Source organism: Marinomonas sp. NPDC078689, from assembly GCF_044542435.1.
GTDB classification, from domain to species: Bacteria; Pseudomonadota; Gammaproteobacteria; order Pseudomonadales; family Marinomonadaceae; genus Marinomonas; species Marinomonas arenicola.
This window is the reverse complement of the sequence record NZ_JBITUJ010000005.1, coordinates 151,111-170,328: the sequence shown is the minus strand read 5'-3', so window position 1 is coordinate 170,328 and position 19,218 is coordinate 151,111. Positions and strand designations below refer to the sequence as shown.

Annotated in this window: 12 protein-coding genes; 8 read left to right on the top strand and 4 right to left on the bottom strand. The window is 47.4% G+C overall.

Annotation, left to right across the window (positions count from 1 at the left end; genetic code table 11):
* Positions 1-23 precede the first annotated feature (23 nt).
* On the bottom strand, positions 24-1,580 hold the full coding sequence (gene dnaA, locus ACIGBN_RS10600; protein ID WP_133002258.1) for a chromosomal replication initiator protein DnaA: 1,557 nt from the start codon (positions 1,578-1,580) through the stop codon (positions 24-26).
* A 514-nt stretch (positions 1,581-2,094) separates the two neighbouring features.
* On the opposite strand from dnaA, the gene rpmH reads away from it, so the two are divergent.
* From rpmH to ACIGBN_RS10560, 8 genes are all read left to right on the top strand, one after another.
* Positions 2,095-2,229 (top strand): 50S ribosomal protein L34, encoded by a 135-nt coding sequence (gene rpmH / locus ACIGBN_RS10595; protein WP_084035504.1) that lies wholly within the window; start codon positions 2,095-2,097, stop codon positions 2,227-2,229.
* Positions 2,230-2,237: 8 nt separating this feature from the next.
* Positions 2,238-2,636, top strand: a complete 399-nt coding sequence (rnpA, locus tag ACIGBN_RS10590) for a ribonuclease P protein component (protein ID WP_133002257.1) — start codon at positions 2,238-2,240, stop codon at positions 2,634-2,636.
* A 95-nt stretch (positions 2,637-2,731) separates the two neighbouring features.
* Positions 2,732-4,387, top strand: coding sequence for a membrane protein insertase YidC (yidC, locus tag ACIGBN_RS10585; RefSeq protein WP_133002256.1), 1,656 nt, complete (start codon positions 2,732-2,734; stop codon positions 4,385-4,387).
* Positions 4,388-4,535: 148 nt separating this feature from the next.
* Positions 4,536-5,915, top strand: a complete 1,380-nt coding sequence (mnmE, locus tag ACIGBN_RS10580; RefSeq protein ID WP_133002255.1) for a tRNA uridine-5-carboxymethylaminomethyl(34) synthesis GTPase MnmE — start codon at positions 4,536-4,538, stop codon at positions 5,913-5,915.
* A gap of 322 nt (positions 5,916-6,237) precedes the next feature.
* On the top strand, positions 6,238-7,476 hold the full coding sequence (locus tag ACIGBN_RS10575; protein WP_396665311.1) for an efflux RND transporter periplasmic adaptor subunit: 1,239 nt from the start codon (positions 6,238-6,240) through the stop codon (positions 7,474-7,476).
* Complete coding sequence (locus ACIGBN_RS10570; RefSeq protein ID WP_396665310.1) at positions 7,473-10,589, top strand: efflux RND transporter permease subunit; 3,117 nt, start codon at positions 7,473-7,475, stop codon at positions 10,587-10,589. The genes ACIGBN_RS10575 and ACIGBN_RS10570 overlap by 4 nt, the downstream gene beginning before the upstream one ends.
* The gene (locus ACIGBN_RS10565; RefSeq protein ID WP_396665308.1) at positions 10,589-13,747 is read left to right on the top strand and encodes an efflux RND transporter permease subunit; all 3,159 of its coding nucleotides are present in this window, start codon (positions 10,589-10,591) and stop codon (positions 13,745-13,747) included. The genes ACIGBN_RS10570 and ACIGBN_RS10565 overlap by 1 nt, the downstream gene beginning before the upstream one ends.
* Positions 13,744-15,174 carry an efflux transporter outer membrane subunit gene (locus ACIGBN_RS10560; RefSeq protein ID WP_396665306.1) on the top strand — a complete coding sequence of 477 codons (1,431 nt, stop codon included), beginning with the start codon at positions 13,744-13,746 and terminating at the stop codon, positions 15,172-15,174. Before ACIGBN_RS10565 ends, ACIGBN_RS10560 begins: the two co-directional genes overlap by 4 nt.
* 73 nt (positions 15,175-15,247) lie before the next feature.
* On the opposite strand, the gene ACIGBN_RS10555 is transcribed toward ACIGBN_RS10560, so the two are convergent.
* From ACIGBN_RS10555 to ACIGBN_RS10545, 3 genes are all read right to left on the bottom strand, one after another.
* Entirely contained in the window at positions 15,248-16,405 is a 1,158-nt protein-coding gene (locus ACIGBN_RS10555; protein WP_396665304.1) for a glycerate kinase, read from the bottom strand.
* A 142-nt stretch (positions 16,406-16,547) separates the two neighbouring features.
* Positions 16,548-17,906 (bottom strand): GntP family permease, encoded by a 1,359-nt coding sequence (locus ACIGBN_RS10550; RefSeq protein WP_133002249.1) that lies wholly within the window; start codon positions 17,904-17,906, stop codon positions 16,548-16,550.
* A gap of 177 nt (positions 17,907-18,083) precedes the next feature.
* Positions 18,084-19,211, bottom strand: a complete 1,128-nt coding sequence (locus ACIGBN_RS10545) for a sugar diacid recognition domain-containing protein (protein WP_133002248.1) — start codon at positions 19,209-19,211, stop codon at positions 18,084-18,086.
* Positions 19,212-19,218 lie beyond the last annotated feature (7 nt).

Sequence of the window (19,218 nt, the reverse complement as noted above, 5' to 3'; positions counted from 1 at the left end):
CGTTAACTCAACGTCTTAGACCATCAGGTGGTCAGAATTCGCATCAATTGTTTGTAATCTTCACGGATATCAGAATCCGTATCTTGTAGTTCTTTGATCTTACGAATCGCATGCAAAGCGGTGGTATGATCACGGCCGCCAAACGCATCACCAATTTCTGGCAAGCTATGGTTGGTCAATTCCTTCGCAAGCGACATGGCAACTTGGCGAGGGCGAGCAACAGACCGACTGCGACGCTTAGACAATAAATCACTGATCTTAATCTTATAATACTCCGCGACGATGCGCTGAATATTATCAATGTTCACCAACTTATCTTGCAAGGCCAAAAGGTCTTTTAGTGATTCGCGAACAAAATCAGGGGTAATCGCACGACCCGTAAAGTGTGAGTTAGCAATAACGCGTTTTAACGCGCCTTCTAATTCTCGCACATTAGATCGAATTTTTTGAGCGATAAAGAAGGCAGAATCATAAGACAGCTTCACGCCACTTTCATCGGCTTTACGCATCAAGATAGCCACTCGGGTTTCTAACTCGGGTGGTTCGATGGCAACGGTCAGACCCCAGCCAAAACGAGACTTCAAGCGGTCTTCTAAACCTTGAATTTCCTTTGGATAACGATCACAGGTCAAAATCATCTGCTGACCGCCTTCTAATAAGGCATTGAAGGTATGAAAAAACTCTTCTTGCGTTCGGTCTTTGCCGGCAAAAAACTGAATGTCATCAATCAGTAATGCATCCACAGAACGATAATAACGTTTGAAATCGTTAATCGCATTCAACTGCAAGGCTTTTACCATGTCGGCGACAAAACGCTCAGAATGCAGGTAAACCACCTTGGCATTCGGGTTATGACGCATCATTTCTGTACCAACGGCTTGCATTAAGTGAGTTTTACCCAAACCAACGCCACCGTAGATAAAGAGTGGGTTATAAGCACCGCCTGGGTTTTCAGCCACTTGCAACGCCGCGGCATGAGCAAGCTGGTTCGATTTACCCTCGATAAAGTTCTCAAAGGTAAACGAATTGTTTAGGTTAGCGCCGTGGTTAATACCACCTTCCACTTCTACTTTACGTTTTGGCGCGGTAAGCGGTAGCTGACCTTGCTCGTAAGGTTCCAAATCATGGCCGCGTAAACCTGCGCCCGATAAGGTTAATGGGGCTTCAAACTCTAAATCAGCGTGCTGACTGCCTTCACCATCCATTAAACCAAAGCCAACACCTGGGCGATAGCCTGACTCATTGGCCACTTCATTATTTAGTGGGCTAGAGATAGGTTCGACTGGCGGCGCCGGTGGTGGCGGGGCAGATTGATTGGCTTGCGCAAAGTTTTGCTCTTTCACAGTAAAGCGCAAAGCGGGCGAAGGGTCGCTGCCTGCAAATTCTGACAACAACTCCTTAATACGCGCTTGGTACTTGTTGCTCACCCAATCCAATACAAAACGGTTGGGCGCGCGTAGGCACAATTCGCCATTGGGCGTCATTTCAGCCTGTAACGGACGAATCCAAGTGTTGAACTGCGATGTGGAAAACTCATCCTGCAAGCGTTGCAGGCAAAGATTCCAATGCTCCAAAGACACTGTAGACGTACTCCCTGGTTGAGTGACAGATATAAGAGGCGGATTTTACCTCGCGAAACCTTAGTTATCCACACATAAATAGAAAAAGACGAATTCTCTGTATGAAATAAAAAATTTGTTAATAACAGGCAAGGTTATACACAGCAGTAGATAAGATTTTATTTGTGTGTATAAACACCGCACTTATGCACATATTAACAGCGTGTTTTCTGACTTATTATTCACAGGGATAACTTAACTTATCCTTTTGATTTTTATGCACATAAATTTTAAAAAAACGCACCTGTTAATAACTTTCTGGATGGTTAAAAATGCTTGTCCACTGACAGGGAAAAAGTCTGTGTATAACTATTTAATGAAATGTGTGGTTAATTTTTTAACAATTAAGCGCAGCTAGTGATTGAATTCCTTAAGGAAAGGTTCTAAAATCCGCGCCCTGATTTTGAATCAAATGTAGAGGCTTGGCTAAGGCTAACCCTCAAAACTGAAACACTGCTTCAGTGAGTGAATAAAGATGAAAAGAACTTTCCAACCTAGCGTTCTAAAACGCAAACGTAACCACGGTTTCCGTGCTCGTATGGCTACCAAAAGCGGACGTCAAATCGTCGCTCGTCGTCGTGCTCGCGGCCGTAAGGTATTAAGCGCATAAACACGCTGATGACCGAATATTGTTTTCCTCGGCACGTCAGACTTCTGAATGCCGGGGATTATCAATCCGTATTTAATAACACCTCCTCCAAAGTCTTCGCAGGTGAATTCCTTCTATTGGCAACAAAACGAGATGATGACCAAACTCGCTTGGGTCTTATCGTTGCTAAAAAAACGGATAAACGTGCAGTAGGCCGGAATCGTATCAAACGCTTGGTACGCGATTCATTTCGCCATCACAAAATCCCTCTCGCAGGTCTCGATATTGTCTTCTTAGCTCGTCAGGGCATCAAAGAATTAGACAACCCAACGTTGCACAAACGCCTCGATAAAGCGTGGGATCAATTGGCGAAAAAATCGAAAAAAGCAGCACCTAATCAAAAACGCGATCATTCGAATCAGAAATAAGCTGAAAAAACCGCCAAAGGCTGGTTTAATAGCGCGTGATTTTTAAATAGGGTTCTGCGAACCCATTGTCCAACCAAACAAATTAGTTGAATACCATGGATTTCAGACGTTACTTTTTATGGGGTGCGCTTTTTGTCAGTGGGTACCTGCTGTTTTTACAGTGGACCCAAGACTATGGTCCTCAGTCCCAGCAAAGCGTAGTTCAATCGACTCAAACAGAATCTGCGACGAACTCTTCGTCAGACACAGATTTACCTAATGCCGTTCACAGCAGTGACACCAGTGTTAATGCGATTCCTAGTAATGCAAAAAGCATTGCCCCAGGAAAGCTTATCGAGGTAACAACCGATACACTTAAAGTCACGATAGACCCTGTTGGTGGTGACCTTGTTGGCGCTGCACTTCTTAAATACACCAAAGAATTAGGCCAGCCTGATCCTTTTGTTATTTTGGAAAATGACGCGGCCCATACGTATGTGACACAAAGTGGCTTGATCGGTCCTGATGGTCCTGACGCGTCGCCAAATGGTCGTCCAGTGTACAAATCTGATAAATCGTCTTACACCTTAGAAAAAGGCAAAGACAGTTTAGATGTGAACCTGTACTACACAGATGCGAAAGGGGTGAAATACACCAAAACTTTCCGCTTCACTAAAGGCAACTACCGTATCCGTCAATTGATTACCGTTGATAACACCACAAACCAAACATGGCGTGGTAACTTATTCGGTCAAATCAAACGCGATAACTCACCAGATCCGAGTAAAGCAACTAGCATGGGGCTACAGCCTTATCTAGGTGGCGCTATCTCTGACGAAGAGACAAAATACGACAAGGTTTCTTTCGATAAAATGAAAGAAGAGCCAGTTAAAGTGTCTTCAGAAAAAGGCTGGGTAGCGGTTCTTCAACACTACTTCGTGACCGCTTGGGTGCCTGAGCAAGGTAAGAAATTTACCTTACAAGCACGCACCAATGGTGACTTTAACCTAGTTGGCTTCACGGGCTCAGCGGTGGAAATCGCACCAGGCTCACAAGGTACTTTGAGTTCCACATTCTTTGTTGGTCCAAAACTGGAAGATCACCTTGAAGCAACGGCAGAAAACCTTGATCTAACCGTCGATTATGGTTGGTTGTGGTGGTTGGCTAAGCCAATTTTCTGGTTACTAACCTTGATTCAATCCGTGGTTATTAACTGGGGTCTTTCTATCATCCTAATCGTAGTGTGTGTGAAAGCCATCTTCTTCAAGTTGTCTGCTACCAGCTACCGTTCTATGGCGAAAATGCGCAAATTCGGCCCTGAAATTGCCAAGCTAAAAGAACAGCACGGAGACGATCGTCAGAAAATGTCTGCGGCTATGATGGCGCTGTACAAGAAAGAAAAGATCAATCCTCTAGGCGGTTGTTTGCCAATTTTGGTACAAATGCCAGTGTTCCTTTCTTTGTACTGGGTACTCATGGAATCCGTACAATTGCGTCACGCACCATTCATGTTATGGATTCATGACTTGTCGGTGATGGACCCATACTTTGTACTGCCTATCTTGATGGGTCTAAGTATGTTTGGTCAGCAAATGTTGAACCCATCTCCACCAGATCCAATGCAAGCCCGCTTGATGAAGCTAATGCCAATCGCATTTACCTTCTTCTTCTTGTGGTTCCCTGCAGGTCTTGTTCTATACTGGGTAACCAACAACAGCTTGTCGATCGTACAGCAGTACATCATTACCAAGCGTATTGAAAGAGAAGCCTAGCCGCTGTTTTTAGCCGCGACCTTCTTTGAAAAAAGGCTTCCTTCGGGAGGCCTTTTTTACGTTTAGATTGCCATGCTCTCCGTGCTAACGGACAATGGTGATATTGCTATTACTTTCACCTTATAAAGTCACCGTACAGAGTTTGATTATGACCGACTTTCAATACGCCATTGACCAAGACACCATCGTTGCTCAAGCGACCGCACCTGGCCGTGGCGGCGTAGGTATTATTCGTTTATCTGGGCCGAAAAGCAGCGCGATCGCGAAAACCATTGTTGGCTTTGAGCCGACGCCACGCTACGCCCATTATGTGCCTTTTAAAGACGCCAACAACGAGCAGCTTGATGAAGGCATTGCCTTGTATTTCCCAGGCCCTAACTCCTTTACCGGAGAAGATGTTTTTGAACTGCAAGGCCATGGTGGCCCTGTCATCATGGACATGCTGCTGACCCATTGTGTGGCCTTAGGCGCACGTTTGGCACGCCCTGGAGAGTTTTCTGAGCGGGCTTTTTTAAACGATAAAATGGACTTAACCCAAGCCGAAGCCATTGCGGATTTGATCGACAGTTCGTCTGAACAAGCTGCCAAATGCGCGTTACGCTCACTACAGGGTGCGTTTTCTAAACGCGTTAATGAGCTGGTTGAAGCGCTCATCCACTTGCGTATTTATGTGGAAGCCGCGATCGATTTTCCTGAAGAAGAAATCGACTTTATTGGCGATGGCAAAGTGGCCAATGAACTGGCTGGCATCCAAGCAAAACTGAGCGAAGTACTCAAAGAAGCCAACCAAGGTGCCTTGATTCGTGAAGGCATGAATGTGGTCATCGCTGGCCGTCCGAACGCGGGCAAATCCAGCTTGTTGAACGCCTTATCAGGCAAAGACTCCGCCATAGTAACCAGCATAGAAGGCACTACCCGAGATGTTCTGCGCGAGCACATTCATCTCGATGGCATGCCGCTGCACATCATTGATACCGCCGGCTTACGCGATAGTCCAGACGAAGTAGAGCGCATCGGAATTCAACGCGCATGGGATGAAATCAGCAAAGCTGACCGGATCTTGATGATGGTGGACAGCCAATCCATCGACAGTAAAGACCCGAACGAAATCTGGCCAGAATTCATCGAAAAGCTCGGCGATACCAAGCACCTCACCTTGGTTCGAAACAAGGTCGATCTCACCAAAGAATCCACTGGCACAGAAATCATCAATGATGTCCCTGTGATCTCTCTGTCGGCAAAAACAGGGGAGGGCGTGTCAGACCTGACTGATCACCTAAAAGCCATCATGGGCTTCGACAGCACGACTGAAGGTGGGTTTATCGCCCGTCGTCGACACATAGAAGCGCTAAACAAAGCCAATCGCTTCTTGGACGCTGGTAATGAGCAACTTCACGGTTATGGCGCCGGAGAATTGCTCGCAGAAGACCTAAAAGAAGCCCAACAAGCACTCAGCGAAATCACCGGTGAATTCACCAGTGATGACTTGCTCGGCCGCATCTTTGGTTCATTCTGTATCGGTAAATAATCCTCCCTTAGCAGTATAAAAACGTGGTGTAGGATAGCCCTTCACCACGTTATTACCGCCTCCATATCTCCGCTAACTCTCACCCCACCACCTTGTTAACGCTCAATATTTCGCTGTTTTTTAGCTCGCCTATTGGTTTATCGACTGTCTCAGACGCCTTATGTAAATAAAGGTAAAAAGCATTGTTGGTGAGCGGATTATTCATAGACTGATGCTCTTAATTTCTGAGTAAGAGCGATTCCTATTTAGCAACGCGTTGCGGTAACTATCCTTCTTATTTCGATTCAGACTTTCTCATCATCTGCATAACAGTGACAAAAAAATGACGACTCGTTCAAGCAAAACATCCCGACTAGGTTTACTCATTCTTGCCGCTCTGGTCATTGGGGGAGGTTGGTATGCTTGGCACTATATTCATGCTGAACAACCCGCGCACGGTGCGCAACAAGGCGAACGCCAAAGACCACCAGGCGGAGGCCCTGGAGGTCCCGGTGGAAGAAGACGCTTTAACCCGAATCAGGTCACTGCCGTGTATGCCGATAAAGCGAGCCAAGCTGATGTTGCGGTTTTTTTGGATGCGTTAGGCACAGTAAAAGCCAATACCTCTGTCACGGTAACCAGTCGTGTTACCGGTGAAATGCAGAAAGTCTTGTTCAATGAAGGTCAGTATGTGCAAGCAGGGGATGTGCTGGCCCAAATAGACGATCGGAGCTATCAAGCAACCTTGGCCCAATACCAAGGCGAGCTAGCGCAAAATGCAGCGTTATTAAAAAGCGCGCAAGCCACATTAGAGCGCTATCAACAACTAGCGAAAGAAGACTCTATTTCAGCGCAAGATGTGCAAGAGCAAGCAGCGACAGTGGGCCAATACCAAGGCTTGGTTGCAACCGACAAAGCACAAATCGTCGCGGCTAGATTAGACATCGAATACGCTAAAATTCACGCGCCTATCAGTGGCTATACAGGCCTACTTGATGTGGACCAAGGCAACTTGGTGACAGCGGATTCCACGTCAATAGTCACCATTACACAAGTTAATCCTATTGCCGTTACCTTCAGCATCCCTCAAGCGCGCCTGCAAAGTGTGCTACAGGGATGGCGCAAAAATCAGTCCTTTCAAGTCTTCGTATTCGACCAAATCGGTAAACAAACACTAGCGCAAGGTAAGCTGGCCAACATTAGCAACAGCGTTGATAGCGACACCGGCACGGTCAAATTAAAGGCACTATTCAATAATGACAATGAAACGCTTTACCCCAATCAATTTGTGAATGTACGCATGAAAATCGCCCAACTCAACCAAGCGGTGGTCATCCCTAAAGCGGCGCTACAGCTCAATGACAGCGGCGATTTCGTGTTTGTTATTAACGCGGACAATAGCGTTCATAAACAAATGGTCAACCTAGGTCCTGTTGCAGACGAAGACACCATCGTTGCTCTGTCTGGGGTCAAAGTAGGGGACAAGCTGGTAACGACAGGCATTGATAATCTAATAGAAGGCAGCAAGGTTAAGATTATTGAGCAGCACAAGGATAACGAGCAGACAAAGGACCGCGAATGAACCCGTCTAGAGTCTTTATTGAGCGCCCTGTAGCGACCATTTTATTGATGGTTTCACTGCTGTTGTCCGGTGCGTTCACTTACAGCTTGTTGCCCGTATCGGCCTTGCCAGAAGTCGACTATCCGACGATACAAGTCACTACTTTGTACCCTGGCGCAAGCCCTGATGTGATGGCAACGTCTGTGACTGCGCCGCTTGAGCAAGAATTGGGAAAAATGTCGGGGCTAAACCAGATATATTCCACCAGCTCTGGTGGGGCCTCGATCATCACCTTGAAATTTAACTTAGCCCTTGCTTTGGATGTCGCCGAACAAGAAGTCCAAGCTGCGATCAACGCCGCTGACAGCTTGTTACCGTCTGATTTGCCGTATTCACCAACCTATAAGAAAGTGAACCCAGCAGATGGTGCTGTGCTCACGATTGCCGCCAGCTCTGATACCTTGCCACTGACAAAAGTTCAGGATCTGATCAATTCTCGTGTCGCTTTAAAACTGTCGCAGGTATCTGGCGTCGGTTTGGTCACCTTGGCTGGCGGTCATCAGCCAGCCATTCGAATTAAGGCAGACCCTAAGGCGTTAGCCGCGCACAATTTGACCCTTGAAGACATCTATACCCTAGTCAATAACAGCAATTTAAACGGCTCAAAAGGCGGCTTCGACAGCAAATATCACTCTATTACGATCGATGCAAACGACCAATTAGAAAGCGCGGCGCAATACAGCAGCCTCATTTTGAAATACGAAAATGGCGCGGCATTACACCTACAAGACGTGGCCAAGGTCGTTTCAGGTAATGAAAATGACTACTTATCCGCCACGGCCAATGGAAAACCCGCCATTATCATGCAGGTGAAACGCCAACCTGGCGCCAATGTGATTGATGTCGTCGACAACATCAAAGCCAAATTACCGAAATTACAAACCCTGCTTCCAGACAGCGTCAAATTAACGATTTTATCGGATCGCACACAAACCATTCGCTCATCCATCAGTGATGTAAAATTTGAGCTGATGTTGTCCATTGCCTTAGTGGTGATGGTGACCTTTTTGTTTTTACGAAACTTGGCGGCAACCCTGATTCCTAGCGTTGCGGTGCCTTTGTCTTTGATTGGCACCTTTGTGGTCATGTACCTAGCAGGGTTCAGTATCAATAACTTAAGTTTAATGGCTCTGACTATCGCCACCGGCTTTGTCATAGACGATGCCATTGTGGTGGTTGAGAATATTTCCCGCCACTTAGAGCGCGGAGAGTCTCCTCTTCAGGCCGCCTTGAAAGGCTCCAAACAAATCGCCTTTACCGTCATTTCTCTGACTTTTTCGCTGATTGCCGTGTTGATTCCTTTGCTTTTTATGGGCGACGTCGTTGGGCGCTTATTCCGTGAGTTTGCCATTACCTTATCGGTGGCTATTTTAGTTTCCATGGTGATATCTCTGACCTTAACCCCGATGCTTTGCGCATATTTGTTGCGCCGTATTCCCGATGCAGAACAAAGTCGTTTTTATAAAAAAGGCGGTCAAGTATTCGACCAAATCGTTGCCGCCTACGACCGTGCGTTAAGCAAGGTATTGAACCACCAGCGCATCGCTTTGGCCGTGATTTTTGGCACCTTATTATTGACTGTCGGCTTGTATGTCTTGTTGCCGAAAGGCTTTTTCCCAACGCAAGACACAGGGGTTATTCGCGGTATTACTGTGGCCTCAGACAGCGTCTCTTTTAAAGAAATGAGCATTCGACAGCAGGCCATTATTCGCCATTTATTGACCGATTCAGATGTTGCCAGTATTAGCTCGACCCTAGGCGTGGATGGGCAAAATACCAGCCTTAATCGCGGTATGTTGCAAATCAACCTCACCAGTTTTGAACAGCGGGAAGACCGCGCTCCTGACATTATTGAGCGCTTACGACACAGAGTCGCGGATGTGCCTGGCATTCAGCTTTATTTACAAGCCCAACAAGATCTCACCGTCGATGATCAAATCACCCCAAGCCAATATCAGTTCACCCTCGACGACACCGACAGCACCCAGCTGACCAAGTGGACACCTAAGCTGGTGTCCGCCTTGCAGCAGCAACCCGAACTTCGTCATGTTGTGAGTAATTTAGAGGATCAAGGACTGGTCAGCTATGTCACCATTCATCGAGACATTGCCGCACGCTATGGGATTACCGCCGCCGACGTTGACACCGCCTTATACAACGCTTTCGGACAACGTTTGATCTCAACGATCTTTACCCAATCGAATCAGTATCGCGTCGTGCTTGAAGTCCCCCCTAATCCTCTGAGCGCAACCGATACTCTCAATCATATTTATCTGGCTGGAACCGCCAGCAGTGACGATGATGACACCCCTATGGTGCGTCTCACGGATGTGGCGACGGTGACACAAACTACCGGCGCCTTAATGAAGGCGCGTTTAGGGCAAATACCTGCGGTGACTGTCTCTTTTGATGTCTCACAGGGTTACTCATTAGAACAAGCTCAACAGGCCATTAGCGACACCATCAATCAGCTTAAGGTCCCAGACAGTCTAACGCTCAAATACCAAGGTTCGGCGTCGGCGTTTAGTGACGCTACCGGCAACACCTTATGGCTCATCTTGGCGGCATTGCTGACCATGTATGTGGTACTGGGCATCTTGTACGAAAGCTTTATTCACCCTTTAACGATTCTATCCACCTTGCCGACCGCTGCCATTGGCGCATTTCTCGCGCTATTAATGCGCGACACGGATTTCAATTTGATCGCGCTCATCGGTGTTATCTTGCTGATCGGGATTGTCAAAAAGAACGCCATCATGATGATCGATTTCGCCTTAGAAGCCGAGAAAGAGCAACATTTGTCCCCTAGAGAAGCCATTCATCAGGCGTGTTTATTGCGTTTACGACCGATTTTAATGACCACCATGGCCGCACTGTTTGGCGCTTTGCCCTTAATGCTGGCGCAAGGCTCAGGCGCGGAATTACGCCAGCCAATGGGGTTGGTTATTGTCGGCGGTTTGATCCTCAGTCAATTACTGACGTTGTTTTCTACTCCGGTTATTTATCTGTTGTTTGATAAGTTGATTTATCGTCGTCGACGCACCAAAAAACAAAACGCGAAAGGGTCAATCTAATGAACCTGTCGCGTGTGTTTATCTTTCGGCCGGTGGCCACTTGGCTGATCACCATGGCCATCATGTTATTGGGAGTAATCGCCTTTCAGTGGCTGCCTGTGGCAAGCTTACCGGCCATCTCAAGCCCTATGATAGTGGTGAATGCCAGCCTATCTGGCGCCAGCCCAGAGGTCATGGCCGCCACCGTTTCAACACCGCTAGAGCGCGCGTTAGGGCAAATTTCAGGCATCAGTGAAATGACCTCGTCGAGCTCACAAGGCTCTACGTCTATCGTCTTGGTGTTTGATATAAACCGCGATATCAACGGCGCAGCTCGAGAAGTGCAAGCCGCGATTAACGCCGCTAAGAGCCTCTTACCCAGCGCCATGACGTCGTCGCCAACCTACCAGAAGAGAAACCCTTCCTCGGCGCCGATTTTCATGCTCTCTTTGACTTCGCCATCATTGAGCCCAAGCACACTGTATGATTTTGCCGCCAACCAGTTAGAACCTCGTATTTCACAAATTGAAGGGGTCAGTGACGTCTCTTTATTTGGCAGCGCCTTGCCGGCCGTGCGTATCGATTTACACCCACAAGCCTTAACCCATTACGGCATTTCGTTAGACACGGTTCGTAAAGCCATAGTGAACGCGACGGATCATCAGCCGAAAGGCATTATCCAAGGGGAAAAAAGCAGCTGGATGGTCAACACCAATGATCAACTACTGCACGCTCAAGAATTCGCTGATTTGGTTATTTATCATGTGGATGGGGCCGCGATTCATTTATCCGATGTGGCTCAGGTGTCGGACGGCGTCGAGAACCGTTTCAATGTCGGCTATTACAACAATCAGCCCGCCATCAACCTTGGCGTTACGCAATCCTCAGGCAGCAATATGCTGTCGACCATTGATGACATCAAAGCTCAGTTACCGCTCTTTAAAAAACTGTTACCAAAAGATGCCGAATTGAACATTGTGCTGGATCGCTCGCCAACCGTACGCTCTGCTTTGCATGAAACGGAGCGCACATTATTGATTGCCATCGCCTTGGTCATCGCCGTTGTGTTTGTGTTCTTACGCAATGGTCGTGCCTTATTGATTCCGGCAATGGCCTTGCCAGTGTCGCTATTGGGCACCTTTGCCGTGATGTATTTACTGGGTTATAGCCTAGACAACTTGTCTTTAATGGCGCTCATCGTCTCTACCGGCTTTGTGGTCGACGATGCCATCGTTGTCTTGGAAAACACCTCAAGACACATAGAAAATGGCTTAGGGCCTGTCAGAGCGTCTTTGAAAGGGGCCAAGGAGGTCGGCTTTACGGTATTGGCGATGACAATTTCCCTGATTGCCGTGTTTATTCCTTTGCTCTTTATGAACAGCATGGTGGGCCAGCTATTACGAGAGTTTGCGGTCACGTTATCCGTCTCTTTGGTGATTTCTATGTTGGTGTCACTGACGTTAACGCCAATGCTGTGCTCGCGGATGCTGCGACGCCATACGGTCAGTAGCAAGCAGCCATGGCTTTATCGCGTTATTGAATCGGCTTTTACAAGGCTACAGAACGGCTACCGTACTAGCTTAGATCGAGTGCTGGCACACAAGCGACTGACGATGTTGGCTCTGCTTGGAACAGTTCTTCTCAACGTCAATCTGTACAGCAGCGTGCAAAAGGGCTTTTTTCCAGAACAAGACACAGGCATTGTGTTTGGTGCAGTACGAGCCGATCAAAATACCTCCTTTGCCGCCATGGAGCCTCGGCTACGCAAATACTCTCAAATGATAAAAAATGACCCTGCCGTTGCGGGGGTAATGAGTTCAATCAGCAGTTCCCGCCACGGTTCCCGTAATGTTGGCCAGTTCTTTATTCGTCTCAAACCCATTGGTGAGCGCCAAGCAACCGCAAGCGAAGTCGCCAACCGCTTATACAAACAAGGCCAACAACTGGCCGATGGCAGTTTATTTTTACGCGCCGACAGTGATATTCGAGGAGGCGGACGCAGCGCCAACGCCAATTATCAATTAAGTCTGCAATCCGACAGCCTAGACACATTACGGGCATGGGCACCAAAAATTAAAACCGCGCTGGCCAAATTGCCTCAACTCAGCGGAGTAGATTCAGATCTTCAAGAGGGCGGTCAAGAGGTACAGATCATCATAGACAGAGCCGCTGCCACCCGTTTGGGCATTTCGGTAGACGATTTTGATACCCTGTTGAGCAACGCCTTCAGCCAGCGACAAATCACGACTTTATATAAGGAATCCACCCAATACCATGTGGTCATGGGCTTAACCAGCGACTACACCAGCGACAGCGAAGTACTGCGCTCTCTCAATATCGTTAATAACAGTGGCGATGTCATACCAATCAGTGAATTTACTCGCCTAAAAAGCGGTAATGCCTCTTTGTCGGTCGCCCATCAGGACCTTTCTGCCACTGTCACTATTGCGTTCAACACCGCCGATGGCAGCACGTTACAACAAGCCCAACAAGCAATCAAAGCAGAACTTGCGAGCTTAGCGGTACCCAGCAGTATCGTGGCCAATTACGCCGGTAGCGCCAAACTGTCGCAAGCCTTTGCCAGCAGCTTGCCATGGTTAATCCTTGCGGCCTTGCTGTCGGTTTACCTGATCTTAGGCATGTTATACGAGAGCTTTGCCCATCCGCTGACCATTTTATCGACCTTGCCATCCGCTGGACTGGGGGCCTTGTTGCTAATGAAAATAACCAGCACCCAGCTGACGGTCGTCGCGTTTATTGGCATTTTGCTGTTGATCGGCATTGTTAAAAAGAACGCCATTATGATGATTGATTTTGCATTAGATGCGCAGCGACGACAGGGCTTATCTTCTGAAGAGGCGATCCGGGAAGCCTGTCTAAAGCGCTTCCGTCCTATCATGATGACCTCTTTAGCGGCGTTTTTTGGCGCTCTACCCATGGCCATTGCAAGCGGTGGAGATGCGGATTTACGCAGCCCATTAGGGATAGCCATTTGTGGTGGCTTGCTCGTTAGCCAGCTCCTAACACTCTACACCACACCTGTGGTTTACCTTTATATGGAGCGCATCAGCGACACAGGTAAAGGTCTGTGGCTACGCCTTGTAGGACGTGACCGAGCACAAGAAAGTCACTCATTGAACCCCACCAGCACTGTAACCAATGATAAAAATGGATCATGATGAATAATCGAATAACACAAGTGTTTGCCTTGACCTTAATTTCCTTGGTACTCGCAGGCTGTAGCGCCGTAGGACCAGATTACCAGCGTCCCGATGCGCCCAGCAGCGAGCAATTCAAAGAAGCAAAAGGCTGGAAAAAAGCCACTCCATCTGACTTACAGCCGAAAGGTGCTTGGTGGGATCTGTATCAAGACGACACCTTATCTGCCTTGATCGCACAGGTAAGAATCAGCAACCAGAACGTCGCTGAATACGCAGCAGACTACGAAAAAGCAAAAGCGGTGGCCGAAGAAGCAGGCGCGAATCTGTACCCATCTATCGGTGCCACAGCGAGCGCAACACGTTCTGGTAGCCAGAGCCAAACCAGCAATGCGTACTCTGCGCAAGGCACCGTAAGCTGGGAAATCGATTTATGGGGCAAATTACGACGCACGCGTGAAGCCGACCGCGCCAGCGCACAAGCCAGTGCTGCGCAATTAGCCTCAGCGATACTCAGTGCCCAATCTTCGTTGGCTCAATATTATTTTCAGTTGCGCGTATTAGACGAAAAAATCCGCCTTTATCAGGCTAATATCACCGTGTATCAGCACTACTTGAAAGTCGTCACCAACCAATACAAAGTGGGCAATATTTCCAGTGCATCCGTGTCACAGGCACAGACTCAGCTCCATAGTACGCGCGTCTCTATGCTCGATTTACAATGGCAACGGGCACAATACGAACACGCCATTGCGGCGCTCATCGGTAAACCGCCGGCGGCGTTTTCATTAGCCGCTCAGCCACTGAGCTTTCAATTGCCTGCGGTCCCTAAAACGCTGCCTTCCGCACTCTTAGAGCGTCGCCCGGATATTGCCTATGCGGAGCGAAACATGGCGTCTGCCAATGCGTCCGTGGGTGTTGCCATCGCTGGGTATTATCCCGATTTATCGTTATCAGCCAGTGCCGGTTTTGAAAACAGCGTGCTTGGCAATCTCTTCGAGTTGCCATCCAGAGCGTGGTCTGTTGGGCCTTCACTTAGTGGCAATATCTTTGATTTCGGGGCAACCAAAGCCCAGGTAAAACAAGCCAAAGCTGAGTATGCCGCCAATATCGCTAATTACCGTCAGACGGTACTCAGCGCGTTTCAAGAAGTCGAAGATTATCTGGTAGAGATGCAAGTGCTTGAGAAAGAAATACAGGCTCAGCAACTGGCGACTCAATTTGCTAAAGAGTCCGCCCGCGTTACTTACAATCAGTTCAAATTAGGCATGATTGATTACTTAGATGTCGCCACAACCGAAGCCACCAGCTTAAGCCAGCAACAAAGCCAATTGAGCTTAATCAGCACGCAATTGGTAAACAGCGTACAGCTTATTGCGGCGTTAGGAGGAGGCTGGAACAGCGACCAATTACCCCGCGCTAAAGCTCAAGAAGAAACCACTGAATAAGCGACGTTATCATGGAAAAAAGTGCAAAACAGCCTCTGAGTTAACTGTTCTGCACCCAAACTTTACCGCTTAGCTAGCGGTTTAACTGGCCACCAAGCTTGATGCTTTGTGCGATATTACGAGCAGTATAAGTAACGTTAGCTTCAGCTTCAGCCAACACCTGCTCTAAAGAATGCAAAAAGGGGATGATGGGGAAAATAGCCAACATGCCTTTTTCCAACATAATTTCAGCCCCTTCACCGAGGCAACCAGCAATACCAATCGTCGGTAAACCTTTATCTTGGGCTTGCTTTAATACCCCCATTGGGGTTTTGCCAAATGCCGTTTGTCCATCAATACGGCCTTCACCGGTAATCACCAAGTCGGCGCCTTCAAGCTTCTCAGCAAACGCGACCGTCGCCATGACGATCTCGATTCCGGGCTTTAATTTGCCACCTAGAAACGCCTTAACCCCAAGTCCCATCCCACCTGCAGCACCAGCCCCTGCGACCAAACGCTGGTCTTCTCGGCCACTGCTGACAATCACATCCGCAAAGTGTGCGAGTGACAGATCTAATGCTTGAACCATTGCTGGCGTCGCGCCTTTTTGAGGGCCGAAAATCGCCGACGCACCGCGTTCACCACATAAAGGGTTGTCCACATCACACGCCACCTCAATAACACAAGCCGCCAATTTCGGGTGAACCAAGCTCGCGTCGATCCTGTTAAGTTGCTTCAACGCAAGACCGCCGAATGGAATCTCCCTGCCATTTACGTCTTGTAACTGATAGCCCAATGCCTGCACCATGCCTGCGCCACCGTCGTTTGTCGCACTGCCACCTAGGCCAAGAATAATGTGCTCAATACCACGATCTAAGGCATCCTTAATCAATTCACCAGTACCATAGCTGGTGGTGATACGCGGATCACGTTGTTCTCTGGGGACCAGATGCAAACCCGACGCTGACGCCATTTCAATAATCGCAGTACTGGGTTTACCCGGTTGGCTACCTAACACACCATATTGAGCCTGAACGGGCTGTCCAAGCGGCCCTGTGACGCTCAAATCAATAAAGTAACCTTCTGTGGCGTCCACCATGGATTGAACTGTGCCTTCACCACCATCGGCCATTGGTACTTTGACGTACTCAGCATCCGGAAAAACATGGCGAAAACCCGCTTCAATGGCATTAGAAACACCTAACGCGCTCAGACTTTCTTTAAATGAATCGGGAGCAATGACAATTTTCATAAAAATACCCATTAAGAAAAAAAGCAAATCATTAACAAACGCACTCACATCCAGAAAATCGAGCGCTCTAAAAGAGTAAAACACACTCAAACATAAGCGCCTGAGTGCTTGATAGATCTATAGCAAACTAGCCTGTTGGCCTTTAAAGCAATACTAGACTCAACAAATACACAGCGCACATCGCGGTCACACCCTGAATAAGCGTCGCCATGGTTTGTGCTTTATAAGCCTGATTCACGCTCATGCGGCTAAACTGAGCAACCACCCAGAAAAAACTGTCATTCGCATGAGAAACCGTCATCGCACCCGCACCAATCGCCATCACTGTTAGTACGCGTCCCATTTCACTGTCTAAGCCAATCTGACCAAGCAGTGGCGCAACCAACGCAGAGGTGGTGACCAAGGCAACTGTTGATGAACCTTGCGCAGATTTAAGAGCGGCAGACACTAAGAAAGGCATAAAAATTCCCACGCCTAAGGCCGACAAAGACGATCCCAAATAGTCACCAATGGGCGTCGCTTTAAGCACAGCACCAAATGCTCCACCAGCGCCGGTGATCAGTAGAATAGGGGCCGCAGATACTAAACCTTCACTAATGCGCTCACTAAACGCCGTGACCTTGTTATCGCCTTTTAATAAAGGCAAAGATAAAAACAAACCAATCAACAAGGCATTAACAGGCTGCCCTAAAAAAACAAGCGTTTGATAAAGGCCACTGTGACCTAGCGGTAGAGAAGGGAAATTGGCAATAGAACCAAAACAAATAAGCAAAATGGGTACAAAAATAGGGGCAAAAGCTTTTATTGGGCTTGGTAGCACTCCATAACTTTGCTTAAGCGCATCGTAATCTTTATTTTCTATTTTCAGCTCAGCGGCACCTTCACCATCAGGCTCAACGTTAGAAAATCGGTTTGCCCACAACATTCCTGCAATCGCAGCAACCGCAGACACCAAAAGGCCCACGCCAATAACCAAACCTAAATTCGACTCTAATCCAAGATTACCAGCTGCAGCAATCGGACCAGGTGTTGGCGGTACAAACGTATGAGTTGCATACAAGCCCGTCGCCAAAGCCACACTCATAGAAACGCTCGACACCTTCATACGATTTGCCATGGATTGCTTAAGGGAGTTTAAGATGACAAAGCCAGAATCACAGAACACAGGAATAGAAACGATGTAGCCTATAATGGACATGGTCAGCGTCGGGAAACGCTTTCCTAATAGCTTTATCACCACATCGGCCATGGTAATGGCAGCGCCACTTTTTTCTAAAATGGTGCCGATAATCGTACCTAAAACAATCACTAAACCGATATAACCTAGAATCCCACCAAAACCAGACGTTATAGTTTTAGCAATGGTGCTGCTCGGTAAACCATACGCAAATGCAGCAATAAAAGCCGCTAGGATTAAGGTAAGAAAGGGGTGAAGCTTATATTTAGAGGTCGCCAAAACAATAAAGATGATGACCGCAATCAAGATGAGTACGAGAGCCATGATTTTACCTTTTTAATTTTTATTAGGTAGAGCGAGAAAACGCTCAGTATTAGAACGGGTTATTATTCACCAAAATAGCATAGGAAGCTTTAGACGATTGTCTGGAAATGGCGGGGAGATTTTTCTATTTTTTGTTCATATACACAAAAAATTAAGCGTATATGATAAATAAGAGCGTTATTTCGTAATCAATTGCCCTAAGTACAGGCTGAATAATCCATCCAAAGAATGAATATTAAGATGGGTTAAACGTTGAATTTTATCCAATCGATAACGCAGTGTATTTCTATGGATATGCAGTGCATTAGCGCACGCTTGAAGGTCACCGAAGTGTTTGATGTAAGCAGATAACGTCTTAATTAATAAGCCTTTTTTATCAGCTTCCAAAAGAGTTTGGTAAGGCGAAGAAAGCACCTCACCACGCCATGTTTGCTTCATGCCAGACAACAAAACCTGTAAGGAATACTCTTCAAAGAGATACTTCTGCTCATCTGGTTTGAGTTTTTTCCCTGTAGTAAGGGCATCTTGCGCTGTTTGATAGGAATGAGACAAGCCTTCTAAGCCTGGAAAATAGTGCCCCAAGGCTATTTTAGTATGCCCAGCAAGCGGCTGGGGCAAACGCTTCAATAATTGATCAATACGACGACTCTCAAGTTCTGGGTCCCACGCGAAGCCATCAAGAAAAGCAGGTTTTAGAATCACCAATTGATTCAACGACGTCATCGCCACCAAGTTGTCGCGCTCTGGGTGCTGCAATAAATGCACGAGCTCTTTTAAACTCCCCGTGTTATCACTGACTTCGATCACAGCAGCCACTCTTGGCATATCGAGAGCAATGCCAAGCTGCCCAGCCCAAGAAACCACCTGTGGTGTTAATTCAAAATCCGCACGAATCAGCTGTAGAATAAACTCTTCTTTTTGGCGGTTTTCCCACTGTATGGTTTCTTGAAGGTTGGCTTGCTCAACGATCATTTCCGCGGTCATTTTTAACAATAAACCATACTGATTAAGCTCACTAACGTCCCCAGTAATACCAATCACACCTATGATATTTCCATGATGGTGCAAGGGGACATTAATGCCGGGCTTTACGCCCATTAAGCTATCTGACACGTCTTGGTTAATTTCAACGATCCGATTATGTGTTATCGCCAGCAATGCGCCTTCGTGAACGGTGCCAATACGCTGACTGTCACCAGAACCTAGAATGGTTCCCTGACTGTTCATCACATTCACGTTGTAATCCAAAATGGCCATGGTTCGGCTGACAATTTTCATGGCAATAGCGTGGTCTAACACATACATAAAACGC